The organism is Lichenihabitans sp. Uapishka_5, assembly GCF_033947565.1.
Taxonomy (GTDB): Bacteria; Pseudomonadota; Alphaproteobacteria; order Rhizobiales; family Beijerinckiaceae; genus Lichenihabitans.
This window is the reverse complement of the sequence record NZ_JARPVX010000015.1, coordinates 41,914-64,547: the sequence shown is the minus strand read 5'-3', so window position 1 is coordinate 64,547 and position 22,634 is coordinate 41,914. Positions and strand designations below refer to the sequence as shown.

Genomic DNA, 22,634 nt, shown 5'->3' with positions numbered 1-22,634 from the left:
CCATATCCCTTATTCTCGGCCATCCGGGGCCAGGCCCGTGCGGGCCCGCCCCCCGGGTTCTTGCCGCGACGACTGCTGAGACCTTTGCATCGGGGCCGATCGTGACCAAGCTTCTTCTCGTCGAAGACCACGACGAATTGTCTGAATTCTTGTCGCGGCGCCTGCGCCGACGCGGCTTCGAGGTGGTGATCGCCGCCGATGGGGCCGCCGCCTTGGCGCGGGCCGAAACCGAGCAGCCCGACCTGATGCTGCTCGACATGAATCTGCCGCTGGTAGATGGCTGGACGGTCGCCCGCACGCTGCGCGAACAATCGAACGGCATGCCGATCATCGCCCTGACGGCCCATGCGATGAGCGGCGATCGCGCCAAGGCGCTGGCGGCGGGCTGCGACGAGCATCACGCCAAGCCGGTCGATTTCGACCTGCTGCTGACCCAAATCGACGAGGCCCTGCTGCGGCGCGAGGAAATGGAGCACTAAATCCGCAGGACGGTCATCGCCCGTCGGTCAGGGCCCTGTTGATCGGGCGCCACCGCCCCTGGTTTGGCTGGGCGGGCGATGGCGAAGCCCCATATGCCCGTCGCATAGTGCCCTGCGGTCCCTCTCGCCCGGAGTTCCACGTGCCCCAATCTAAGACCCGGCCTGCCGTTGTGGCGTTGCTGGCCGGCGGTGCCGCCCTGCTTCTGGCCCAAGCCACCAGGCGAGCCCGTCTCGAGCGCGCCCCGGCCCTGCAAGGCCCGGGGCGGCTGCGGGTCGTCGTGGTGGGGGCGGGCTTCGGCGGTCTGCCGGTGGCCGAAAGCCTCGCGAACGCGCCCGGTATCGCGTTGACGGTCATCGACGCCCGGAACCACCACCTGTTTCAGCCGCTGCTCTACCAGGTCGCGACCGCAGCCTTGTCACCGGCCGATATCGCAGCGCCGGTGCGCGAAATCCTGCCAGCGGCCGAGGACGTGACGGTGTTGATGGCCGAGGTGACGGGGGTCGATACGGCGCAGCGCCAGGTCCACTGCCATGACGGGCGGCACGTGCCCTACGACCGCCTGGTGATCGCAAGCGGTTCGCAGCCGAGCTACTTCGGCCATCCCGAATGGGCCGAAGCGGCACCGAGCCTGAAATCCCTGGAAGACGCGATCCGCCTGCGTGACCGCGGCATCGCGGCGTTGGAGAGGGCAGCCCGGGCGCCCGACGCCGCCACCCGACGACGCCACCTCACCTTCGTGTTGATCGGCGGCGGCCCGACCGGCGTCGAAATGGCCGGCGCTATCGGGGATTTCGTCAGCGACCGTCTCGACCACGTCTATGGAATGGCGTCCCATCAGGCGCGCGTGATCCTGGTGGAGGCGGGACCGCGCATCCTGTCGGCCTTCGATCCCGCGCTGTCGGCCCAGGCGGCGCGCGACCTGGCGGCGCTCGGGGTCGAAGTCCGCACCGGCACGAGCGTCACCGCGATCGCGCCCGGACGCGTCACGATCGGTCACGAGAGCATCGACAGCGAAACCGTGATCTGGACCGCCGGCACCACCGCGACACCGGTGGCGCAATGGCTCGGCGTCAAGCCAGGCCATGGCGGCCGGGTGGCGGTCGGGGCCGACCTCACCCTTCCGGGACATCCCGACGTGTTTGTGATCGGCGATGTTGCCCTGGCGCACGACGGCAAGGGTGCGCCCTTGCCGGCCCTGGCGCCGGTGGCCAAGCAGCAGGGCCATTACGTCGCGGGTCGTATTCTCGGGACGGTTGCCGAGGCGCCGTTCCGCTACACGGATTACGGCACGTTGGCGACGATCGGGCGTGACAAGGCCATTGCGGAAATCGGCCCGATCAAGCTCACCGGTCGGCCGGCCTGGCTGATGTGGGCCTTTGCCCATATCCTGTTCCTGATCTCGTTTCGCAGCCGCGCCATCGTCAGCCTCGAATGGTTCTTCGCCTATGCGACGCACGCCCGAAGCGCGGGCCTGCTGATCGGCGACCTGCCAGACACCGCCCCGGCCTCGCCCCACCCCACGAGCCTCTGAGGCCGGCGTTGTCCCCGATTCCGCTTGCCATCCTTGCGTTTTTCCCTTGCGGGAGCGCGCGCGCCGGCTAATCTCCCTTCCAATGGTGCCAAAGAGCGCCGCCGAGGGAGAGACACGATGAAGACCAGCCTGCTCGCTACGATTCTGCCCGTAATGGCCGCCTTGGGTGGCGTCATGGCCTCGAACGGCCCGGCCATGGCGGCCGATGCGACCGTCCCGGTCATAGTCAAGGACACCACCTCGAACTATTGGCAGATCGTTCTGGCCGGCGCCCGCAAGGCCGGCAAGGACCTCGGCGTCAAGGTTCCGGAACTCGGCGCCCAGTCGGAATCCGACATCAACGGGCAGATCTCCATCCTCGAGAACGCGGTCGCCGACAAGCCGGCCGCCATTGTGATCTCGCCCACCCAGTTCGCCGCCCTGGGCAAGCCGATCGACGAGGCCGCCAAGTCGGTCAAGATCATCGGCATCGATTCGGGCGCAGACTCGAAGGCCTTCACCTCCTTCCTGACCACCGACAACGTGCAGGGCGGCCGCGTCGCGGCCGACGCGCTGGCCGAAGGCGTCAAGGCCAAGACCGGCAAGGCGGAAGGCAATGTGGCTTTGATCAACTCGCTCCCCGGGGTTGGTTCGCTCGACCAGCGGGTGCAGGGTTTTAAGGAAGAACTGAAGAAGTATCCCGGGCTGAAGCTGACGCAGGACAAGGTCGCGGACGGGCAGGCCACCACGGGCCTCAACATCATGACCGACCTGATCACCGCCGACCCGACCCTCGTCGGGGTCTTCGCCAACAATCTCATCATGGGCCAGGGCGCCGGTCAGGCGGTGGCCGAGAACAAGCTGGGCGATAAGATGACGCTCGTCGCTTTCGACAGCGACCCGAAGCTCGTCGGCTTCCTGCAGGACGGCACCATCTACGCCTTGATCGTGCAGGACCCGTTCCGCATGGGCTACGACGGCGTCAAGACCGCGCTCGCGGCCTCGAAGGGCGAGAAGGTTCCGGTAACGGTCGACACGGGCGTCAGCGCCATCACCAAGGCCAACATGACAGGCGTCCGTAGCCAGGAGCTGCTGAACCCGAAGCTCGACTGACGCATCGGGGCGCGGGCCGGCTGCGCGACGGCGCCTCGCCCGCCCCCCCTTGGATCAAGGAGGCCCGATGTTGATCGATACACTCCCAGGGGCCACTGCCGCGCCGCCCGGCTCCACGGTGCCGATTCTGTCCTTGCAGAAGCTCGATAAGCGCTTTGGCGCCACCCATGCGCTGAAGGGCGTCGACATCGACTTCCAGCCGGGTGAGATCCACGCCATCGTGGGCGAAAACGGCGCCGGCAAATCGACGCTTATCAAGACTTTGACGGGTGTACATCAGCGCAGTTCCGGCGAGATTCTGTGGGAAGGCCGGTCGGTGGCGCTGGCATCGCCCCACGAGGCGATCGGTCTCGGCATCAACGCCGTGCACCAGGAGGTTGTGCTCTGCCCACACCTCAGCGTCGCCGCCAATTTGTTTCTCGGTGACGAGAAGACGCGCTTCGGCCTGTTGCGCCACCGCGACATGGTGGCGGCAGCGCAGAAGATCCTGGACGACATCGGCTTCGCGCTGCCGGCCCGCGCCACGCTGTCGAGCCTGACGATCGGCCAGCAGCAGCTCGTCGCCACGGCCCGCGCGGCCACGCGCGGCACCCGGTTTTTGATCTTCGACGAGCCGACCGGCTACCTGACCCGTCAGGAAGCGGCGCAATTGTTCGCGCTGATCCGACGCCTCAAGCAGGGGGGCGTGACGATCGTCTATATCAGCCACCGCCTCGAAGAGGTGTTCGAGCTGGCCGACCGTGTGTCGATCCTGCGCGACGGCGCGCTCGTATCGACCGGCATCGTGGCCGAAACCAACGAGGCGGCCCTGATCCGCGGCATGATCAACCGCTCGGTCGATCAGGTCCATTATAAGGAGCAGGTCCCGTTTGGCGCCGAGATCCTGCGCACCGAGGCCCTATCGGGTCCGGGCTTCGACGACGTGTCGATGTCGGTGCGGGCCGGCGAAGTGATCGGGCTCTACGGGCTCATCGGCGCCGGTCGCAGCGAGTTCGTGCAAACCGTCTTCGGCCGCTTCGCCAAGACGGGCGGACAGGTGTTCTGGAACGGCCAACCCGTTGCAATTCGCAACGAGGCCGACGCCATTCGTCGCGGCATCGCCCTGGTGCCGGAAAGCCGGCGCGACCAGGGGCTCTGCCTCAACCTCGGCGTCGGGCTGAACGTCAATCTTTCGATCTTCGACCGGCTGACGCGCGGGCCGGTGCTCGACGGCCGCGCCGAGAAGACGGCCGCCGATCGGCAGATCCGCGACATGCAGGTCAAGGCCGCCTCGCGGGACGCGCCGGCCTCGTCGCTGTCGGGTGGCAACCAACAAAAGGTGGTGGTCGGCAAATGGCTGAACCACGGCGCCAAGCTGTTCATCTTTGACGAGCCGACCGTCGGGGTCGACGTCGGCACCAAGGTCGAGATCTACAAGATCTTCGCCAGGCTGCTGAAGAACGGCGCAGGCATCATCCTGATCTCGTCCTACCTGCCGGAGGTCTACGACCTTTGCGACACCCTGCACGTGTTCCGTCGCGGTCGCCTCGTGGCCAGCCACATCGGCCATAAGGCCGGGCAGGAATCCATCCTTACCGAAGCCATCGGGGTCTGACCCGCCACCCGTCCGAGTGCCGCCATGACCGTCCAGACCAACGACCCGCTCGCCACCGCGGCGCCCCCCACCACCGCCCCGCGCGGCTCCCGCATGGGCCTCGTCCTCAGCCTGACCTTGCTGGGGCTGCTGCTGCTGCTGTGGATCGGCCTGTCATTGTCGACCCAGACCTTCTTGACCGAGCGCAACTTCGCCAACCTGATGCGCCAGGGCTCGATGGTGGCCATCATCGCCGTCGGCCAGACCTTTGTCATCATCACGGCCGGCATCGATCTGTCGGTCGGCGCCGTGGTGGGTTTTGCCAGCGTCATCGCGGCCCTGCTGATGACGCATGGCTTCGGCATTGCCACGGCCGTCGCCCTGACGATCATGATGGGCGTCGCCATCGGGGCCTTCCACGGTTTCGGCATCGTGCAGCTCGGCCTGCCGCCCTTCATCATGACGCTCGCCACCTTGACGGCACTGCGCGGCATCGGGCTGCTGATCACCAATGGGCAGACCATCTCGGGAATGCCGAAGAGTTTTACGGATTTCTCGCTGGACAGCTATCTGGGCATCCCGTCCTTGTTCTGGATGGTGATCGGGGTGGCGGTGCCGGCCTACGTTCTGCTGCAGCACACACGCTGGGGGCGCTACCTTTACGCCATCGGCTCCAACGCCGAAGCGGCGCGGCTGACGGGCGTCAACGTTAAAGCGATGATCTACCTCGCCTATATGATCTCGGCCGGGCTCGCAGCCTTTGTGGGCGTATTGCTGGCCGCCCGCATCGGCATCGGCAACGCAACCCAGGGCGAAGGCTGGGAACTGCAGGCCATCGCTTCCTCGGTGATCGGCGGCACCAGCCTGTTCGGCGCCGTCGGATCGGTGCAGGGCCCCCTGCTCGGCTCCTTCATCCTGACCACCATCAACAACGGCGCCAACCTGCTCAGTATCAACCCGTTCTGGCAGCGCATCATCACCGGCGCGCTGATCATCGTGATCGTCTACTCTGATCAACTGCGTCGCAAGCGCCGCTGAGCAGGAACGGCAAAACTTGCGGCCCCGCACCATTGCGGTCAGCCAGCAGATCCGCTACCTTGTCCCTAGGCACCCGTAGCTCAGCTGGATAGAGCGCTGCCCTCCGAAGGCAGAGGTCACACGTTCGAATCGTGTCGGGTGCGCCATTCCCGGTCTAAACTGGGCACCACAGGCCCAAAAAAATCCGGCTTTCCGGTGACGCCCTTCAGAAGAGCGTCGTTTTGGCCGCTGATCGTGATCTCACGTCGACCGACGACCACCTCGTCGACGAACAAACGTAGCCACTGTCGACGAAACGACGGGTCGGCATGGCGAAGCCGCTGACGCACTTGCGCCGAGAAGGTCGCGATCCGCTCGTCGGAGATTGGAACCGGACCGGTGCGTAGACGGTCCTGCAACGCCGGAATGGTTGCGGATAGCTCGGCACGCTGACGGTTCAGCAAGGAGATCTGCTCCCGAGTGAGCGGGTCGTCGATGCGAATCAGATCGGGCGCATTTGCGATGGCAGCAAGCATGTTGCGCAACCCATTCTCGGCCTTCTTCAACGCATCGCGCTGACGCTGCAATTCGGTCTCGGTCGCCTGCCGATCCGAGTCTCGCCGCTCGAGCAGCTTGGCCAGCACAGTTTTCATCCGCGCTGGTGCCAGAACTCGCCGCTCCACCTCCCCCAACACCAGTTCGTCGATCTCCTCCATGCGAAGTTGCGGGGCCGTGCAGGCGTAGACGGACTTCGTGGCCCGGTTCGCGCAGACAAGGTAGCGGTACTGGCCACTCTTGCCGGTGCGCAGCATCATCCCGGCCCGCTCACCGTCCGGGCTCGTGCAGCAGTCACACTTGGCCAAGCCGGTCAGCAGCGTCGGGCCATTGACGGCTCGCGGCGCCGTCCGGGTAGGCCTCCGGCTTTCCAATCGCCGCTGCACAGTGGCGAACATCTCGGGCGTCACGATCGGCGGCACCGGAACCTTGACCCATTCTTCCGGTGGTCGCGGCAGCTTGGTGCGGCTGTCGCGGCAGTTGAAGTAAGCTGTGCCCTTATAGGTTTCCGACTTGAGGATGTTCTCGATGGCGGCCGTGTAGTACGGCTTTCCACGCATCTTGAACCCGCGCGTGTTGAGGAAGGTGCAGATCGCCTTGATGCCCAATGGGCCCGACGTCGCGTGGCCTTCCAAGCACAACTTGTAGACGAGGCGCACAACAGCGGCTTCCTCCTCGACAATAAAGAGCTTCTTCTTCTCCTTTTTGCGGAGCACCACGACGGTGCGGGTCTCGTACCCGTAGGGCTGACGCGCCCCGTTCCAGTACCCGGCCTCCGCGTTCGCGATCATCATGTCGCGCACAGTCGCCGCATTCACGTCAGAGGCATGGCCGTCGAAGGCGGCGAAGATCGTCTCGATCAGTTCTCCCGTGGCACCCTCCGGCACATCCTGCGTAGCCGAGATCAGCCGAACACCGGCATTTTTCAACAGCGTGCGGTACTGAAGGTAAGAGGCGACGTTCCTGAAATAGCGGCTGAAGTTATAGACGATGACAACATCGACCGCATTGGCGCGATCGAGTGCGAAGGCGATCATCCGCTGGAACACGGGACGCTTGTCGGTCCGACCAGAAGCACCCTGCTCGACAAACATTTCGATGATGTCGCCGTCCTTCAGCTCCGCGCCAGCCCGGATCTTGCGGTCCTGTTCGTCGAGGGAGAGTTCGTGGGCAGCCTGCCTGCCCGTACTGACTCGGCAGTACCCGATCGCGCGCAAGCGCCGCGCCGGCGCGGCATGTCCATTCTGTTTCGACGCCACATCCTACCCTTTCGCACCGATCAGCATGGGTGAGATCACAGCCGCGAACTCACCCATGCTCGGGATTGGGTGTGGCGAGGAGATCGCCGCACCAGTGAAGCAGGAGATCGATCTCGTGATCCGAGATGCCGAGCTCCTCAGGAAGGGCGACGACCACAGCTTCGACACTGCCGATGGGCTTGTCGAGCAACCTGACCGTCCGAACCCGTCCTGGTGCGCCGGCTACCGCGCGGGGTTTGGCGCCGCGTCGACCAAGCTTTCGCGAGGCCGGCAGGGCACCGGAGGGAGACTGCGAGATTGAACACGACCCAGCCCACGTCAGCCGGCGATCTACGCTGTTGGGGCTGAACGCCGGCCGACGTGGCCAGATACCTCACCTTCCCCAGGCGGCTGCCCCGTTCCGGATCGAGCCGATTCGTTGCAGCAGGCAAAACTGTCGGATCCCGACGATTGCGCCGTCAAGTCGTTGCTTGCTCCATCCACAGGTCGAACGTGAGCTCGTGGGAGTGTGAGGCCCAACCTCAACAGTCTTCAAGCGCGCCTCCGCACCCTCGACGCGCTGAAAAGGCTGACCGAGCAAAATGCGCCAAAAGCAGCAGTTGGCTCGGCGCCTAGTAGCGGACGTTCAGCCGCAAGAGGCCGCCCAACCGATAACGACCCCTAGTCGCCGCTTGGAACGCCTGCTTCTCGGCAGTCCTCTAGGGTTGGCAGTCGAGTAGCCGGGTCGACCCATTGCTGATGTCCAGAACGTTCGCTTCACTGCCCGATTGTTGGCGCCGAATGGGACAGGAAAGGGCTACGTCGTGGCTGTCCTCTATAAGCGATACCGCTCTCGAGCGGCTATTTCTTCGAAGCCTTGCGGGCGTAAACTTCTTTCACCAGTGCCTCCATCTCTTCCTCAGGAGGGAGGTTGGCATAAAAGCCGTCCACGAAGTTGCGCATCGAATTCATAATCGAGTCGTGCCGTTGAGCTGATATCCGCTCTTTCAGCTTCTCTGCAGTTTCCTCAGCCGTGTCGCACGCTAGCACAGATGCAGTACGAACGTTGATCTCCGCTATATCGATCATCCGATTTACCATTTCGCTTGTGATAACGTCGGACGGCCGCATGAAGACCCCATCAACGAAATCGCAGTAAAGTGATGCGTTACGTTTCTGAAAAATCATGGGACCCACGCTTACGCCGACGAATGCTTTGAAAAGAACTTTGTCGAGACTGATAGAATCTTGGCCTTCTTCAACAGCGCTCTCTATTATCGGAACGGCATTCGCTAAGCCCATAAACTGGCTGGCCTTGGAATCATGAGATCTAAACCGCTTGGCCGTCGATTTCCAATCAACAGGGCGCCCAATAATGGTTGCGTGGCGGCGCCAAGCAGAATGGAAAGCTTGCCATTTTCCTCACAAGCCATGTAGGCCGCAGCATAAGCCCGGGCCAGCTTGTTGTTGGCGCGAAGAATTTTTGCGTCGTCCAACAGTTCAAGCGCATTGTCTTTGACGGCAACAATACCCTGGCAAATTCTTATAAGATTAAGGTCCTTCATCGATCTTTTTGCCAGCTTTTTCATTGAAGTTTGTCGCATGAGGCAGCGATTATCTCAGAAACCTAGCACACCGACGCGTCGACCTTTAGACCCTGCAGCCTTTGGCGACGTCAGCCAACCGGCTGCGAGTCTCATGACCGCCATCGCAGCCGCTGAGATGAGGATTCCGCCTTCCTCGCAGTATGAGAGACAGCGCCCCGGATCGCCGTGGTGCTGACGGCCGTTATTGGTGGCGTCTTGCTCAACGCACGCTTGCACAAAACGTCAAGCCAGCCGATATCGAGTTCCCTTCCTGTCGTTGATCAATTCCGGAGCGGCGGCACGTTTGATCCGGATGCGCGCGGTGACGTTCAATGGAAATCTGCGGTGATAGTTTAGATGATATCCTGATCGAATTGTATCAATCTTTGTTGGGATCAGGCCGTCCGAACACCGGCTCTCGCGGTTCTACGTATGAAGTCCTGGGGACCGCGATCCGGCTTCGAAGGCCTCGGGCGCGCCTCAGCCGCTCTGAGAACCGGGGCAAGCCTTTCAGCGCGCTCGCTGAGTTTCTTTGGTATCTCTCCGGCTCGGGCGATCTAGAGTTCATCCGGCCCTACATCCCGGACTATGTGAAGGAGGCGATCGACGGCAGGATCCCGGGCGCCTATGGCCCTCGCATCTTCTCCATGCGATCTGGCATCGACCAGCTGGACCACGTCACGAAGCTCCTTGACTGGAAACCGACCTCGAAGCGTGCCGTCATACAGCTTTTCAATGCGGAGGATATCGCCCTCGACTACGCTGCCGCACGGGGCGAGGGCTTCGTCTACCGCGAGGTGCCCTGCACCGTCAGCCTGCAGTTCCACCTGCGCGAAGGGTTGCTGCACCTGTCCGTCAACATGCGGTCCAACGACGCCTACAAGGGGCTCCCGCACGACGTGTTCTGCTTCACGATGATCCAGGAGATGATGGCGAGGCGCTTGGGCGCAGAACCGGGTGAGTACCTCCACTACGCGGGCAGCATGCACATCTACGAACCAGACCTCGACGAGATCCGCGGCTATGTCACGGAAGGCCACCAGAAGATCGTCGAAATGCCGCCGATGCCCCCTGGCGATCCGTTCGGGCTCGCCGAGACCCTGCTCGAGGCGGAGGGCAGGATCCGTGCTGGAGAGCTCTGCTCGGCAGCCGAAATGGCACTTTCCCCCTACTGGGCCGATTTTCTCCGGCTCCTGCAGGCCTTCTGGGCGTCCGGAGACGAGGCCAAGCTCGATGCGCTTAGGGCGGACATCGCGCCGGCCTTTCGGATTTTTGTCGACAGCCGTCGCGACAAGCCGAGGCGCCAACCCGCGCCGCGCCAGACGCAATTCATCAGGGGGGGCGTGCTCTGATGTGGCCAAGCTGGGTCCCTGAACACAAGCGTCTGACCCATGCCCTCCGAACGCATGCGGGCCCACTCCCGGGGCTGGCCGACCCCCGCGCCCTCGACGTCCTGGCATGGCAGTTCGTGGCGAGCCTGCGGCGCGAGAGCTATTACAGGCAGGTGCAGGCAAAGTCCGTGTCGGCGGAGCGGGCCGACCCGAACGACCCGAGCTTCAACGCCGAACGGGCGGTCGCATACCACGTCGGTCAAGGTGACGCGGACGAGGCGGGATGGCTCATCTTTCTCATGACATATTTCGCGCGGCCTCCCGACAGTGGCTGGCGACGCTTGCAAGACGTGTACGGCCGCCTTGGCAAGGGCCGTTGGGATTGGGTCACGGTGAGCGCGGATCCCGGGGCGTTCGAGGCGTGGCTCGCCGAGAACTGGATGTCGGTCGGCGGTAAGTTCGGGAACCACAGAAAGTACGAGAGCCTCAGACCCGACTCGAACCGGCCGATGGCCGCGGTCGTAGCCGCCTATGTTCGCTGGATCGGACCGGGCGGCCACGCCCGCTTCTACGCCGACGCAGTCAGGCGCACGGGCAATGATCCCCACACCATCTTCGATGCCTTCTATTTCGACCTCCGCCTCCCGACCTTCGGCAGGCTCGCGAAATTCGATTACCTGTCCTTGATCGGCCGGTACGGCATCGCCCCGATCGCGGCGGGCTCCGCCTACCTAAAAGGAGCCACCGGCCCAGCGAACGGCGCCCGCCTCCTCCTCGACGGCCGACGAGACGGCCCTTCGTCGATCGAGCGGCTGCAGGCGGACCTCGACGCGCTGGACGGAGACATCGGCGTTGGGATGGCGGTGATGGAGGACGCGCTCTGCAACTGGCAGAAGAGCCCGACGAGGTTCGTGCACTTCAAGGGCTAATCCAGGGCCGGGTCGATCTCATCCCAGGTCCAGGTCCGTCGGAGCTTGTTGAGCCAGTTGCGCTGGATCAGACCCCTGTGCTGCATCTGGCCCACCGTGAGCCCCGGGGCTATCCGCAGCTTGAGGCTGAACCGGATGACCGAAGCGTAGTCTGGATGGAGGCTCGCGAGTTCCTGTTGCAGGTCCTGCGGGATGATGTGGTCGGCGGCGAACGCATTCGCCTCATTTTCGGGCTCGTCGTCGCTCGCGCCCTCCTCGTCGATGAACGTGCGCCCCCCGTGGAGGAGCAGATGGCCGATCTCGTGGAGCAGCGTGAACCAGAAATGGTCGTCCGAGCGGTGCCTGAAGCTTGCCAGGACCATCGCCTTGGTCGGGGACAACATCCGCGCCGCGCCGCTCGCCCGGCAGCCCTCGGGCGCCCTCACGACCACGAGCGCAACGCCAAACCGAGCCAGCATCACCCTCAGGCGCGGGAGGAAGCGCACGGGCTGGCCGATCCGGCTGAGTTTGACGATCTCGCCAATCGACGCGCTCAGGCCATTGGGATCCCAGACGTCCGTCGAGACTAGCGCCGCCTCAAGCTCACCTTGCCGCAGCCACATAGCCGTGGCGCCCGGATGCACCTCGAAGGCCGCTGATTCCCGAAATCGCGTTTCGCAGCGCAAGGTGCCGTAACGGCGGGACCATGCCTCCGCGCCGTTGACGTCAAAGAACACGAGGCGCCGCTCGACGGCGGCACGGCGGCGGTCGTCGGCCGTTCGCCCCCGGGTGGTAGGTCCGGCCGATGCTGGCACTGGAACCGTCGCCAGCCACGCATTGCTATCGGATGCTAGCACCGCGTCGACCACGCGCCCGAGGCAGGCCTCGTACAACCCTTGTCGGCGCAACCAGAACGTCGTCGTGCCGCCCACGGTAGCCGCGAGCCCCCCGGCGACTGCTTCGTCGATCGCGACGTCGCCTATCAGTAGGCCGCGAAGTGTGGCGAGGCCGCCCGGCAACTCACGCGCGACATCGGAGGGGGTCAGCCGCCTTCGCTGCATCATGGCCAGCAGCGAATCGGCGGGCTTCGAAAACCAGTCTCGGTCGAAGGCAGGCTCGTGCATCATGGGTGCGGCGCCAATGCCGTCAGTTTGAGATATCTGACGGTTGACCAATCGGGGCTCCCGTCGGATTGTTTTCGATACCGCACGCCGACCGGTACGAGGATCGCACGATGTTCGCGTCCCATGGTCACCTCGATGGCGTTGCACGATAAGACTCTAGCATCGTCTGCCGCCAGTTCCAGGAACTCATTCGCGGTATCCAAAGCCTCGATGTCTGAGAGGGTCGTGAGGAGCACGCGCGCCTCGGCCGCCCCGAGTTCGCGCTCGGCGGATTCCAAACTGGCGCACAATGCGCGCAGGGCAGTGGTTTCGAACGAGACGACCACGTCAGGTTGCTGCGAGGCAGATGGGCTGGTCCGAGGCGATCATCGGGATCCGGCGGCGGCGCGGATCGAAAGGGCACTCGACCTAGCGTTTAAGGAAGAACCATGCCCGGTTCTCGTCGATGGAACAAGGTGGTCCGATCGCTCCCAGTCAACTCCGCATCCCGCCAACGCCGAAAACCAAGCTATGGCGCCTTGTGACCATCCAGGTCTGCTCAGGACAGGGGCGGGAAAGTCTCTTCGCACTCCGCGAGCCATGCCGCGCGGCGCCAGAGTTCCGCACTGGTAGCGTGGCACACAATGTCGAACGTGGACCCGGCCCGCGGCATCCATCTCTTGGCTTCTGCGTTCGACCAGAAGCCGCCTTGAAACAGGTGATAGCACTCGTCGACCTTCTCGATCACCGGAGTGCTCAAATTAGACATCACCGGCCTTCGAGATGGGCTAACGCGATTGAATTCGCCGCCTAGAGGCAGAATCTGATCGACTCTCGCCCATTAGAAGTGTTGCGATGAGCGCCCCTGGTCAGATCGATGGGCAACCAAGACAGCAGTGTCTCTATCGCGCCATCTTCAATAGGTTGTGCCGCTGAACAGAATGCCCGGAAGCGGACCTTGCGAAGGACTGCTTTGGGTCAGACTTACGCATTGGCACTCAGTGAATGGTGATGCCTACCCGCGTGCTTACCAGCACGATTTCTCGTTGATGCGGGAGGGTGGCGCGCGGCCCTCCCTCCCAGCAAGGCCCCGCTCGGGTCCCTCCCCGGTCTTCCGCCGTTCGGCTGCGCCGCCCCACGTGCAGACCCGCTGATGCGGCCCTTCGGCTGACGCCTCCTGGCGGGCGATCCCCCGCCCGACCGGCACCTTGCCCCCTCCCGCTCCGCTGTTCGCCACGTGGCAAGGGACAGGACGGGGCCTGTCGCCCTGCCGGCGATCCGGGGAACAGCATCATGGCACATCGTTTCACCACCACCCGAGAGACCTTCATCCCGCGCGGCGCCACGAGGATCAGTGACAAGGGATCGGATGCGGTGGCCTTCGTGTATACGGCCTCGATGGGCCGACCCGCAGCCATGGTGTTTCGTGGTCGCGCCGCCAAACCCATCTGGCATCACGTATTTGCGACAGAGAACGCGCGCGAGAAGGCCGTGATCGACTTCTTCCAGCGCTGCCGACGCAGGGCGGCCGACACGGCCGAGCGTCGTGCTGCCATCAACAAGCCGCATGGTCTCGAGGTCGGCCACGTCTTGGTCGCATCGTGGGGCTACGAGCAGACCAACATCGACTTCTACCAGGTCACCGCCATCGTGGGCCGCTGCATGGTCGAAGTACGAAAGATTGCCCAGAGCGATGCCAGCACCGGGCGTGAGCCATGGGCGACCGGCAAGGCCATGCCGGCTTTGGACGCCTTCACCGGCTCGACCCTGAGGCGTCGCGTCAACGGCGCGAGCCGCTCCATCCGCATCGACGACGTGCGCACCGCCTTCGTGTGGGATGGCAGGCCCAAAGCCTGGACGGCATATGCGTGACGCGTGTGGCACCGGGGTTCAGTCGAACAGGCGCCCAATGGTCACGCCCAGGGCATGCGCAAGAACCCCGATGTTGTCGATGCTGACGTTCCGCTTGCCGGCCTCGATTTCCGACAGGTAGCTCTGCCGGAGCCCGCTCTCCAGGCTTAGGCCTTCCTGGGTCAGGCCGCGATCCCGCCGAAGCCGCCGCAGGTTCGCGGCGAACAGCATACGCGCCGCCCGGGCCCGTTCCTCGCGGGCGTGTTCGTCCAAGGCCACCATCGATGACGATGGACGACGTCCGGTCGACTTACTCTATCCACGTTAAGTGATATTTGGATCCTTGCCGTCATGATCCCGTGCAAGCCGACCCGCCAAGCCAACCGCGACGGATGTGCCATGCCTCCCTCCTCGACCGAAGCCGCCCTGCCATCACTGAATGCCGAACCGAAGCCGACCCTTTCCCGCACGTCGCTGGCCTCGCTGGCGGCATGCGCCGGCATAACCGCGATCCTCCTCGCCGTCAGCGTCACGGCTCCCGCCGCCCAGACCATCGTCGGCACCTGGGCGCCCGATCCGGCCGCCTGCACCCCAGCGGAGGGCATGATTTCCATCGAGCCCATGGCGCTCACCGCCGATGAGGAGCGCTGCACCTTCACTGACGTTGCGCGGCGAGGCGACGTCGTGACGTGGCACGGCTCCTGTTCGGACGGGTCCGCGCGCACGCCGACCACCGTGATGGCGCGACTGCATTACGGCGGGCTGACCGTCCTGATGAATGGCACGCCGAGCGGCACCTTCCGCCGCTGCAAGCCGGATTGACCCTCTTGCCCCACAGGGAACAAACCATGGCAACACGCAGACACGACGGAACCTGCCCTTTCTGCGGGTCGGGCGTCGATCCCGCCTTCATCACGTGCAAGGGTTGCGGCGCGACCTGGACGGGGAGCGTCAATCTTCTGGGGCTTGCCCTGTTTGCGGCTGCCTTGCCATGCGGTGTGATCGCGGCGATCCTGGTCGGCGTGCAGACCCGAAGTCCCGAGATGGGTATGGTCACCCTCTTCGTGGTTGGCCTGGGTACGGCCGCCCTGTCGAGGCAGTTCAGGACGTGGCTGTGGGTGCGCTGATGCCCTTGCTGACGCTCGGACTGCCCGTGACGAAGGTGCTAGGCGTCGCCATCCTCACGGCGGCCGTCGTGTCCGTGCCGGCATCGGCTGCTGGCCGCGATGTGGATGCCGCTCTGTCGTCCATGGCGAAGGAAATCGCCGAAGTGCGCAGCTCCTGCAATGAACCCGTGTCGGTATCCGCGACGCCGGTGGCGCTTTCGGACCGCGTGAAGGGAGTTCACATCGTTCTCACACAGCCGATCTGCCTCGGCCAGTGGGGAACTTACGACTACCTGCTGGTCCGGGACCTGGATGGACGCTGGCGATCCATCCTCGGTGGTCCCGGCCCGATCCGCATCTCGCGTCAAACCGGTTCGCAGTTCGCCCGGATTGACGTGTCGGCGATGATGGGATGCGAACTGCGGTTCACATGGGACCGGACCAGCTACGTCCGCCATGGATCGCCCGAATGCGCGGGCGGTCGCAAGGGCACCGAATGGGGTACCCTGGAGCGCGTGATGCGGGCTTCAAACCAATGAACCGAAACGTCGGACATCGCCTGATCGGCGAGGCTCGCTACGCCGGGATCGTGACGACCCGCTCCGCTCGCGAGGACGTCAACCGTGGTCCACGGCGATGGACTACGGCTGCCGCCAATCGGCAGCCCTTCGGGCCCATGTTCATCCGGAATGTGGCCACGAAAAATCGTGGGGCCACACGCATTCCCGCCACGGACATGATTGCGAACGCGTCATGAACGATCGACGTTCGGAAACGCGGGCCCAAACCTTAAAGGCATGCGAGGAGGCCAGCCAGCTCGAGAACGGGGGGCTCGCCCTAGTTTGGCATTTGCTGGCCGGCTGAGACCGTGCCTCGACGTCGCGAAAAGACAGCGCAATTCGAGTCAGCTTCCAGATTGCGGTTTCGCGAATGGGCAAGGCAGCGGCCTATGTGAACGTGCACCGCACCTTCAAAGGTGTGTTCACTCGGGAGCCAGGAGGCGGTCGACAGCGCTGGCGACATGCATTCGGTGATCTCCGCTCCTGCCCCAAGATCGCGCACCGCCCGCTCACGCCCGCAAGCCGACGTTAAGCACGGCCGTGCTTCGTCGCGTCGCCTTTTCAAGACGACAGCGACCCACAATCATGAACCCCGCGGCCCTACACCAAGCAGCCACCACCCTGCTGATCGACGTCGTCGCCGAAGGGCGCTGGTTTCCCGCGCTCGAGGCGCTCATGGCCGAGATGAACGTGCTTGGCGGCGGCTTGGCGCGCACCACGCCGCCCAACATGTTCGCCCTCCCAAGCGGCGGCGTGCGCCAGCCTTTCGCCGACTTCCAGGCCGGCAAGGCACCGCCGTTGTCGCGGCTCAGTCCCCTCACCCCGACCCCTGCCGATGGCTTTCTGGCGGACTACATGGCGCAGGAACACGCCCATCGCAGCCGCGATCCGTTCTATCAGGAGTTCCTGCGCTCCCGGCATTGCGTTCATCAGGTCTCGGCCTTTCTCGACCACACCGATGCAGGGGCGGTCACAGCGATGATCTATCGAACGGAAGCGCAGGGCCGCTTCGAAGCCGCCGACCTCCAGGCCTTGCAGGTGGTGCTGCCCTACATGCGCGCCGCCACCATGGCGGCGCGGTGTGGGTTGCAGGGTGAGGCCAAACGTCAGGCGGGGCCGTTCGAGCAGCGAGGCGAGCCAGTGGTGTCTCTCGACATTGGCGGTCGTATCATGGCCATCAACACAGCGGCCGAAAGCGCCAGAGGCGATCTGTTCGATATCGTCGGCCACCGCCTCACCTCGGTCAGTCCGGGCGACCAGCCACGGCTCGACCGCGGGCTGAGGCAAGCCTGCGAGGCGGGCCGGCCGGCCCTCGTCACCCTGACGCGCTTCTCGGGCGATGGCCGCGTCATGGCGTTGATGGTGCCGATCCAGGGACACGCGCGCGACGTGTTCCGGGCCGTGTCGGTGCTGGTTGCCTTCATTGCGGTCGACCGCCCTGCGATGCCGGACACGCAGGCGCTCGACCTGCTGCGCGAGGCGGCCCACCTGACCGGCCGTGAGTCGGATGTCGTGCGGCTCATCGGACAAGGGCAGCGGCCCCGCGAGATCGCGAAGGCGCTCGGCATGAGTGAGGCGACGGCGCGGGTCCACCTACGTTCAGCGACGGGCAAGCTGGGTGTGCACAGTCAAGCGGAACTCGCCGCCCTGTTGCGGCGGTTGAGCTGAGCGGCCTAGACGAAAGACGACCGAGGTTCGTCTTGCGCCAGCGTCTTGTTCATGTCGACGCATGTTACGACTCTGGCCTACCACGTTTGGGGTAGGACCAAACGAGGCGGCATCGCGCATGGTCGCCTTTGTTAAGCCCACCTTTCAACGCCACGGCGTGGAAGCGAGGCCGACGACGGAGCGGTCATGCAACAGATCTATTTGCGCCCCTACGCCAAATTTGTAGAATTAGCCGAGATCTACGATCGACTCGGAGAGCTCCTCCATGCCGATCATCAAGCCGACATCGGCCTGATGGGCGATCTCGACCGGTTCCCCGACGAAGAACCGATCGATCAGTTCATCGACTCGGCCATTCGCGAGTTGGGAATATTTCACCGGATTTTTACCGACTGTGCCCAAATCGAAGCCGACGAAGCAATGGTTCATCGGTTTTTTGCGTATTGTCGCGATCACGGCATGCCAACGACGCTTGTCTGTGCGTGGCTTCTCGCATTTCGCAATCCCGCTGCCACGCAAGAGGACATTGCAGCAGCGGAGCGGGATCTTGTCGAGCTACAAGCGGAAAGATGGATCCGCCGCTTGCCACGTCCCTACACGCCATCAGAATTACAAGTGATACCCCACTACCGCCCTATTCTGGCCCGCGAGCAGATCCCTGACCTCACTGTGCATGTCGAGGTCGGATCTTTTCCGCGTCTCGCGGTTCACGCCGTTTTCGAATACCTGCACTATCAGCACGCACCGTCGATTGACCCGCAACTCCTGCGCACTCGCGTCTTTGCAGAAAGGAATTTAGAAAGGCTCGTTGCGAATGAAATCAGAATCTTCGTAGAGCTCGTCGGCGAAGCTAGTCTGGCACACATTCTCGATGGGGTTGATGAGCGACCCTGGGGTCTCGATCACATCATTGGTCATTTCGAGTCGACACTGCCGGCTGAGCAGAAGGCCGAGTATGATGCACTCGGACCTGAAATCGTAGAATTCTTTAGAGAGTCCGTAAATATACGTAGATCTAATGTAATCAGAATGTTTTATGCGAAAGTATTTTCCTAAACTAAAATGGTCTCGTGATGTTTATAAAATATACATCTAATACATCGGTCTTAGCTCAATAGATGGAACATGATGAGACGTTGGGCGAGTCATTCGTGACGGTAAACCATCGGCAAGGCGTTGCTGAGGTCCTCGGTCTATTGTTACAGAGCGTTATCCATGTTCGTGCGCATGCTCCTGACGGTTGTGACCTTGGTCGCAGCCGTCGTGTTCGGCTATCCGATCGCTTTCGTGCTGGTACACGGCCTGAACCCTGATGGCTGGCCGCGCCTTCTGGACCTTGACGGCCGCCAGATCGCGCAAGCCATGCCGCCCGACGCCTGGGCACAGGCATGGCATACGGGCCGCGCCGACCTCATCATCGCCACCTACATCGCCATGTATGAGAGCGTTTCACCAATTTTCGGCGGCGGTGGTAGCACAGAGCTGACCGTGATCTTCGGCACCGTCGTCTGTCTCGTCGCTTTTATGTTCGCCACCTGTAGCCGCGGCATCCAGCGCCACCACTCCGGCCGCTTCGGCCGGGCACGCTGGGCCACAACATCGGAGCGCGCCAAGCTGCGCCACGGTCTGGAACTCGGTAGGGATCCGTTGACGCGCCAAAACCTCCGCGTGCCGGTTGAGGGCAACCTGCTCACCATCGCCCCGCCGCGAACCGGCAAGACGGCCGCCTTCATCCTGCCAAATCTCCTCGATCCGAATGTCGACGCCTGGCATGGAACCGCGGTGGTCATCGACCCGAAGGGCGACGCCTATCGGGCCGCAGGGCGGCGCCGGGCGGCGCTCGGTCGGACGGTGCACTGCCTCGATCCCTATGCCCTGATCGGCGGCGCCGACCAGTGGAACCCGCTCGAGGCCATCGATGCCGATGACGTGTCTCGCCTGCAGGGCATCGCTAGCATGCTGCTGCCACCCGCTGGCAACGCAAGCCCGTCCGAGCAGTATTTCCAGACCACAGCCGCAACCGTGATCGTCGCAACAATGCAGGCCGCCATTCTCAGCCCCACACCGAATGCCGCGACCGCGGCGGCATTGACGCGTAACACGGATGCGCTGCAGCACGCACTGAGAGGCCGCACCGATGCCGTAGCCGAGGCTGTGCGCAAGCTGCTCGAGGCCGATGCAAAGACCCGCGATCCGATCCTCAGCACCGTGCAGCTTGCTTTCGCCTGGGCGCTCGACCCAAAGGCCCAACGCTCCGTCGCAGGTTCGACGGTCCGTCTGGCCGACATTTGCGCCGGCACGGCCGATCTCTTCATCGTTACGCCCGCCGACCAACGCCGAGATACTCTCGCTCCCTATCTGCGATGGGTGCTGGGCGATTTATTCGAGACGATCCGGCGCAACAAACCGGTCGAGCGCGTCGTGGTGTTCATCGACGAGGCCGCGGTGCTCGGCCGCTACGACGCTATCTTGCGTGGGGTCGGCGAACTTCCCGGCTATGGCTGCTCGCTTTGGACAATCTGGCAAACCCGGGCCCAGATGGCTGAGCACTATGGCGAGCATGGCGCCCAGGTGCTGATGGACACCGCAGAAGTCGTGACCCTGTTCAACCTGTCGATGGCCTCACCCGATGAGCGGGAGCACTGGTCCCGCGCCCTCGGTACCTGGACCGCAGTGCGACCGGGCAAGAAGGGCGAACCCGACGAGCCCGTGGAACAGCGTCTCGTTCCCGCGAGCGATCTGCCGCAGCTCCTGCAGCGCAACACCGTCCTGTTCATCAACAACACCCGCCTGACGCCCTTCCCGATCCTATGCCGGCGTCGCCTCGCGCATCGGGACAGGCGGTTGCGCCGCCTGCTGGATCTTACGAGCGTGCGGCCGGTCGGGCCCATCCGGCGTGGACCGCGGCCGCGAAGGCCGTGACGGCCTGCCAGGGCGAATGGTGGTCTCTGGCGACATCGCGGGCATCGACATCGTAGATCTTGTAACCAACGCCGGTGTTCCAGACGCGCGCCTGCAGCGTCGGCCCCTCCCCGCTCATGACAAGACGAGCACCCGGAGCAAGCGGGACCATGGTGGTCGAGCCATCCGGGTTGCGTGTCGTGACGCGGGTCATGCGGATCACGGTCGCACGATCGGCATCGTGCCTTGTCATAACATGCAGCGCCGTGGGTACGCCGAAACAAACCGCCAGCACGGCCGCGATCGTTTTCGGGTGTCGAACGAAGCGGCTTGCGACATCCTCCGCGCCGCTCACCACCGAAGCCCAGCGGCTGCCACGCGCGCGCGCCGTGTCGAGGACGGACGCGCGGAGGCGGACACGGTCGCTGGGCACAAGGTCGGGATCGTCGAAATGACGGAAGCGCTGCCGCACATCTTGCTCGAGCAGGTGGGTGAGCCGGTCCCGGCTGATCCGCTCCACCTCGGCTGCAGCCCTCGTCAGGGCGTTCCGCGCCTCCACGATCTGCGCGTCGGGGTCACCCGGTGGTGGCCCCGCAGCGCCCGGGCTACGGGGTGGGCCAGGGCGCTTCATGACACGAGCCAGGTCGCGGCGTCACGCACCGCTTCCATGGCTTCCATCCGGAAGCGCAGGAGATCGGCGCGGATGCGCGACGCCAGCGCCAAGCCGAACTCGGTCTTCAGGGCGCCATAGTCGAGATCCGGGATGTCGTGCAGCCCGCGCCCTTGCAGGATCTCCGTCGCTTTAGCCTCCATGGCTTGCGCCCGGAAGCGACTGACCGTCGTTCCCTCGCCCAGCGCAGCGAACTGGCGAGCATCGAGGGCACCGGCTTTCTGGTTTTCGAGTAGGAACAAGGCGTCGGCCCACGGTTTAGCGAGACCGAGAAGCCGCGGCACCTCAGCCACTGCGCCGGGCTCGCTCGTCACCACCACCTGGACGCCAAGGATATGGCCGTCGCCCTTCAGGTCGGCCGCGAGATCGCTAACAAGCTCTAACAAGCTTGCCGAGGTGTTGGCGCCGATGTCGACCACCGTCGGACCAGAGGCCTTGGCGATGGCCTCGATCACCGGGTCAAATTCGGCCCGCGCGGCCGCGCCACCCGAAGCCTCGATGGCGACCCGGCTGGCCCGCATGGGGAAGAACTGGACCTGGCGGGGTGCCTTGCCACGACCGGCATCGAACTCGATCAGCCGATGGGTGCTGTCGATCTCGACGATGGCAATGCCGGGCACCGCTTCGGCGAGCGCGCGCACCGCCGTCGACTTGCCTGAGCCGCCCTTATCCTGGGCAACGAAGAGGATGCGTGCCATGGAGATCAGTCTTTCCGCTTGAACAGCTTGTCGTGCTGGGCGTAGCGCCCGGTCCGGATAGTTTCTTCCGTAGGCAGGTCGGGTGCGGCCACAGGGGCCGTCTTGTTCAGTTCTGGAGCCAGCGCCAGCCTCGTCGGTGCTGGCGCCGGATCATCGGCGGGCGCCCGTTCGAATGCGACATCGGCACGGCGTGTCCGCGCCTCGGCCCGCTCGTCTTGCTCCTGCTGCTCCTTGCGAATGGTGGAGATCAGCGCGCAAAGGCGCTTCGCCGTGATCGGCTGCCCATCGCGCATGACGACACCCTGCTGCCCGAGCGAGGTCGCGATGTCGGCCCAGGTCAGGCCCGGGTCCTCCCTCCGCATGCTATCGAACAGGACGAGGTTCTCGCGCACCAGCGCCATGGCGCCGGTCGCATTCGCCCGCACGGACGCGCCTGCCTGACGGCGCGATCGGGCTGCCTTGAGGTCCTGGCGGAAGCGCTTGCGGTCGAGGCTCGGCATCGGCGTGGGATAGCATGAGGCCGGTTGCGGAACCGGCCGCGGAACGCCTCGAATGCCCGTCACGGGCGCCAGCCCGCGTTAACCGCCCACACGGCCCGCAGGATCCCCGCGAAGCCCACCGGGATCCCCGGTAACAGACCCACAAAGGAAGAACCCCCACACCACACGCACTGAAGTGCGGATCCGTTCACCAAAGCTCGACGCGAGCCTGTCAATGGCGTAGCCGACGTGGCATAGGAGCTGTTCGTGACATCCCGCCGCGCCGA

General features: G+C 64.3%; 22 protein-coding genes, 1 tRNA gene and 1 pseudogene. 16 read left to right on the top strand and 8 right to left on the bottom strand.

Going from position 1 to position 22,634, the window contains the following annotated elements:
* The first annotated feature begins 101 nt into the window (after positions 1–101).
* The 6 genes from P7D22_RS08790 to P7D22_RS08765 all read left to right on the top strand — a co-directional run bounded on the left by P7D22_RS08790 (position 102) and on the right by P7D22_RS08765 (position 5,860).
* Entirely contained in the window at positions 102–479 is a 378-nt protein-coding gene (locus P7D22_RS08790) for a response regulator transcription factor (RefSeq protein WP_319933845.1), read from the top strand.
* Between the two features lie 248 nt (positions 480–727).
* Positions 728–2,011, top strand: coding sequence for an NAD(P)/FAD-dependent oxidoreductase (locus P7D22_RS08785; RefSeq protein ID WP_442916065.1), 1,284 nt, complete (start codon positions 728–730; stop codon positions 2,009–2,011).
* A gap of 153 nt (positions 2,012–2,164) precedes the next feature.
* A complete protein-coding gene (locus tag P7D22_RS08780; RefSeq protein ID WP_319933857.1) occupies positions 2,165–3,103 on the top strand; it encodes an ABC transporter substrate-binding protein in 939 nt (312 codons plus the stop codon).
* 67 nt (positions 3,104–3,170) lie between these two features.
* Positions 3,171–4,697 carry a sugar ABC transporter ATP-binding protein gene (locus P7D22_RS08775; RefSeq protein ID WP_319933843.1) on the top strand — a complete coding sequence of 509 codons (1,527 nt, stop codon included), beginning with the start codon at positions 3,171–3,173 and terminating at the stop codon, positions 4,695–4,697.
* Between the two features lie 24 nt (positions 4,698–4,721).
* Positions 4,722–5,714, top strand: coding sequence for an ABC transporter permease (locus P7D22_RS08770; protein WP_319933842.1), 993 nt, complete (start codon positions 4,722–4,724; stop codon positions 5,712–5,714).
* Positions 5,715–5,783: 69 nt separating this feature from the next.
* Positions 5,784–5,860, top strand: a tRNA-Arg gene (locus tag P7D22_RS08765).
* Here the strand turns inward: P7D22_RS08765 and P7D22_RS08760 are convergent.
* Positions 5,831–7,507 (bottom strand): recombinase family protein, encoded by a 1,677-nt coding sequence (locus tag P7D22_RS08760; RefSeq protein WP_319933841.1) that lies wholly within the window; start codon positions 7,505–7,507, stop codon positions 5,831–5,833. The two genes, P7D22_RS08765 and P7D22_RS08760, sit on opposite strands and share 30 nt — an antisense overlap.
* Positions 7,508–7,532: 25 nt before the next feature.
* Here P7D22_RS08760 and P7D22_RS08755 point away from each other — a divergent pair, with 25 nt between their 5' ends.
* A complete protein-coding gene (locus tag P7D22_RS08755) occupies positions 7,533–7,808 on the top strand; it encodes a hypothetical protein (protein WP_319933840.1) in 276 nt (91 codons plus the stop codon).
* A gap of 539 nt (positions 7,809–8,347) precedes the next feature.
* On the opposite strand, the pseudogene P7D22_RS08750 reads toward P7D22_RS08755, so the two are convergent.
* A pseudogene (locus tag P7D22_RS08750) lies at positions 8,348–9,051 on the bottom strand (AbiV family abortive infection protein).
* 353 nt (positions 9,052–9,404) lie between these two features.
* On the opposite strand from P7D22_RS08750, the gene P7D22_RS08745 reads away from it, so the two are divergent.
* Positions 9,405–10,424 carry a thymidylate synthase gene (locus tag P7D22_RS08745; protein ID WP_319933839.1) on the top strand — a complete coding sequence of 340 codons (1,020 nt, stop codon included), beginning with the start codon at positions 9,405–9,407 and terminating at the stop codon, positions 10,422–10,424.
* Positions 10,424–11,332: an alpha-glutamyl/putrescinyl thymine pyrophosphorylase clade 3 protein gene (locus tag P7D22_RS08740; RefSeq protein ID WP_319933838.1), complete on the top strand. Its 909-nt coding sequence runs from the start codon at positions 10,424–10,426 to the stop codon at positions 11,330–11,332. Before P7D22_RS08745 ends, P7D22_RS08740 begins: the two co-directional genes overlap by 1 nt.
* Here the strand turns inward: P7D22_RS08740 and P7D22_RS08735 are convergent.
* Positions 11,329–12,438, bottom strand: a complete 1,110-nt coding sequence (locus tag P7D22_RS08735; protein ID WP_319933837.1) for an ImmA/IrrE family metallo-endopeptidase — start codon at positions 12,436–12,438, stop codon at positions 11,329–11,331. The two genes, P7D22_RS08740 and P7D22_RS08735, sit on opposite strands and share 4 nt — an antisense overlap.
* Positions 12,435–12,761, bottom strand: coding sequence for a hypothetical protein (locus P7D22_RS08730; protein WP_319933836.1), 327 nt, complete (start codon positions 12,759–12,761; stop codon positions 12,435–12,437). The genes P7D22_RS08735 and P7D22_RS08730 overlap by 4 nt, the downstream gene beginning before the upstream one ends.
* 946 nt (positions 12,762–13,707) lie before the next feature.
* On the opposite strand from P7D22_RS08730, the gene P7D22_RS08725 reads away from it, so the two are divergent.
* A complete protein-coding gene (locus P7D22_RS08725; protein ID WP_319933835.1) occupies positions 13,708–14,286 on the top strand; it encodes a hypothetical protein in 579 nt (192 codons plus the stop codon).
* A gap of 18 nt (positions 14,287–14,304) precedes the next feature.
* On the opposite strand, the gene P7D22_RS08720 is transcribed toward P7D22_RS08725, so the two are convergent.
* Entirely contained in the window at positions 14,305–14,538 is a 234-nt protein-coding gene (locus P7D22_RS08720) for a helix-turn-helix domain-containing protein (RefSeq protein WP_319933834.1), read from the bottom strand.
* A 126-nt stretch (positions 14,539–14,664) separates the two neighbouring features.
* Between P7D22_RS08720 and P7D22_RS08715 the strand changes: the two genes are divergently transcribed.
* From P7D22_RS08715 to P7D22_RS08690, 6 genes are all read left to right on the top strand, one after another.
* Positions 14,665–15,087, top strand: coding sequence for a hypothetical protein (locus tag P7D22_RS08715; RefSeq protein WP_319933833.1), 423 nt, complete (start codon positions 14,665–14,667; stop codon positions 15,085–15,087).
* Positions 15,088–15,113: 26 nt separating this feature from the next.
* Complete coding sequence (locus tag P7D22_RS08710; protein ID WP_319933832.1) at positions 15,114–15,392, top strand: hypothetical protein; 279 nt, start codon at positions 15,114–15,116, stop codon at positions 15,390–15,392.
* Positions 15,380–15,910: a hypothetical protein gene (locus P7D22_RS08705; protein ID WP_319933831.1), complete on the top strand. Its 531-nt coding sequence runs from the start codon at positions 15,380–15,382 to the stop codon at positions 15,908–15,910. Before P7D22_RS08710 ends, P7D22_RS08705 begins: the two co-directional genes overlap by 13 nt.
* Positions 15,911–16,516: 606 nt before the next feature.
* Entirely contained in the window at positions 16,517–17,599 is a 1,083-nt protein-coding gene (locus P7D22_RS08700) for a LuxR C-terminal-related transcriptional regulator (RefSeq protein WP_319933830.1), read from the top strand.
* A 186-nt stretch (positions 17,600–17,785) separates the two neighbouring features.
* Entirely contained in the window at positions 17,786–18,655 is an 870-nt protein-coding gene (locus P7D22_RS08695) for a hypothetical protein (RefSeq protein WP_319933829.1), read from the top strand.
* Positions 18,656–18,814: 159 nt separating this feature from the next.
* Entirely contained in the window at positions 18,815–20,521 is a 1,707-nt protein-coding gene (locus P7D22_RS08690) for a type IV secretory system conjugative DNA transfer family protein (RefSeq protein ID WP_319933828.1), read from the top strand.
* On the opposite strand, the gene P7D22_RS08685 is transcribed toward P7D22_RS08690, so the two are convergent.
* From P7D22_RS08685 to P7D22_RS08675, 3 genes are read right to left on the bottom strand one after another with little or no spacing between them, the layout of a single operon-like run.
* On the bottom strand, positions 20,463–21,131 hold the full coding sequence (locus P7D22_RS08685; protein WP_319933827.1) for a hypothetical protein: 669 nt from the start codon (positions 21,129–21,131) through the stop codon (positions 20,463–20,465). The two genes, P7D22_RS08690 and P7D22_RS08685, sit on opposite strands and share 59 nt — an antisense overlap.
* A complete protein-coding gene (locus tag P7D22_RS08680) occupies positions 21,128–21,868 on the bottom strand; it encodes a hypothetical protein (RefSeq protein ID WP_319933826.1) in 741 nt (246 codons plus the stop codon). Before P7D22_RS08680 ends, P7D22_RS08685 begins: the two co-directional genes overlap by 4 nt.
* A 5-nt stretch (positions 21,869–21,873) precedes the next feature.
* Complete coding sequence (locus P7D22_RS08675; protein WP_319933825.1) at positions 21,874–22,269, bottom strand: hypothetical protein; 396 nt, start codon at positions 22,267–22,269, stop codon at positions 21,874–21,876.
* Positions 22,270–22,634 lie beyond the last annotated feature (365 nt).

Excerpts from the sequence above, each read along its gene's own strand:
- P7D22_RS08695 (WP_319933829.1), top strand. The coding sequence starts at position 17,786 with ATGCAACAGATCTATTTGCGCCCCTACGCCAAATTTGTAGAATTAGCC.
- P7D22_RS08675 (WP_319933825.1), bottom strand. The coding sequence starts at position 22,269 with ATGGCGCTGGTGCGCGAGAACCTCGTCCTGTTCGATAGCATGCGGAGG.
- P7D22_RS08685 (WP_319933827.1), bottom strand. The coding sequence starts at position 21,131 with ATGAAGCGCCCTGGCCCACCCCGTAGCCCGGGCGCTGCGGGGCCACCA.
- P7D22_RS08680 (WP_319933826.1), bottom strand. The coding sequence starts at position 21,868 with ATGGCACGCATCCTCTTCGTTGCCCAGGATAAGGGCGGCTCAGGCAAG.
- P7D22_RS08700 (WP_319933830.1), top strand. The coding sequence starts at position 16,517 with ATGAACCCCGCGGCCCTACACCAAGCAGCCACCACCCTGCTGATCGAC.
- P7D22_RS08775 (WP_319933843.1), top strand. The coding sequence starts at position 3,171 with ATGTTGATCGATACACTCCCAGGGGCCACTGCCGCGCCGCCCGGCTCC.
- P7D22_RS08690 (WP_319933828.1), top strand. The coding sequence starts at position 18,815 with ATGTTCGTGCGCATGCTCCTGACGGTTGTGACCTTGGTCGCAGCCGTC.
- P7D22_RS08770 (WP_319933842.1), top strand. The coding sequence starts at position 4,722 with ATGACCGTCCAGACCAACGACCCGCTCGCCACCGCGGCGCCCCCCACC.
- P7D22_RS08710 (WP_319933832.1), top strand. The coding sequence starts at position 15,114 with ATGGCAACACGCAGACACGACGGAACCTGCCCTTTCTGCGGGTCGGGC.
- P7D22_RS08780 (WP_319933857.1), top strand. The coding sequence starts at position 2,165 with ATGGCCGCCTTGGGTGGCGTCATGGCCTCGAACGGCCCGGCCATGGCG.
- P7D22_RS08740 (WP_319933838.1), top strand. The coding sequence starts at position 10,424 with ATGTGGCCAAGCTGGGTCCCTGAACACAAGCGTCTGACCCATGCCCTC.
- P7D22_RS08725 (WP_319933835.1), top strand. The coding sequence starts at position 13,708 with ATGGCACATCGTTTCACCACCACCCGAGAGACCTTCATCCCGCGCGGC.
- P7D22_RS08715 (WP_319933833.1), top strand. The coding sequence starts at position 14,665 with ATGCCTCCCTCCTCGACCGAAGCCGCCCTGCCATCACTGAATGCCGAA.
- P7D22_RS08755 (WP_319933840.1), top strand. The coding sequence starts at position 7,533 with ATGGGTGAGATCACAGCCGCGAACTCACCCATGCTCGGGATTGGGTGT.
- P7D22_RS08735 (WP_319933837.1), bottom strand. The coding sequence starts at position 12,438 with ATGATGCACGAGCCTGCCTTCGACCGAGACTGGTTTTCGAAGCCCGCC.
- P7D22_RS08745 (WP_319933839.1), top strand. The coding sequence starts at position 9,405 with ATGGAAATCTGCGGTGATAGTTTAGATGATATCCTGATCGAATTGTAT.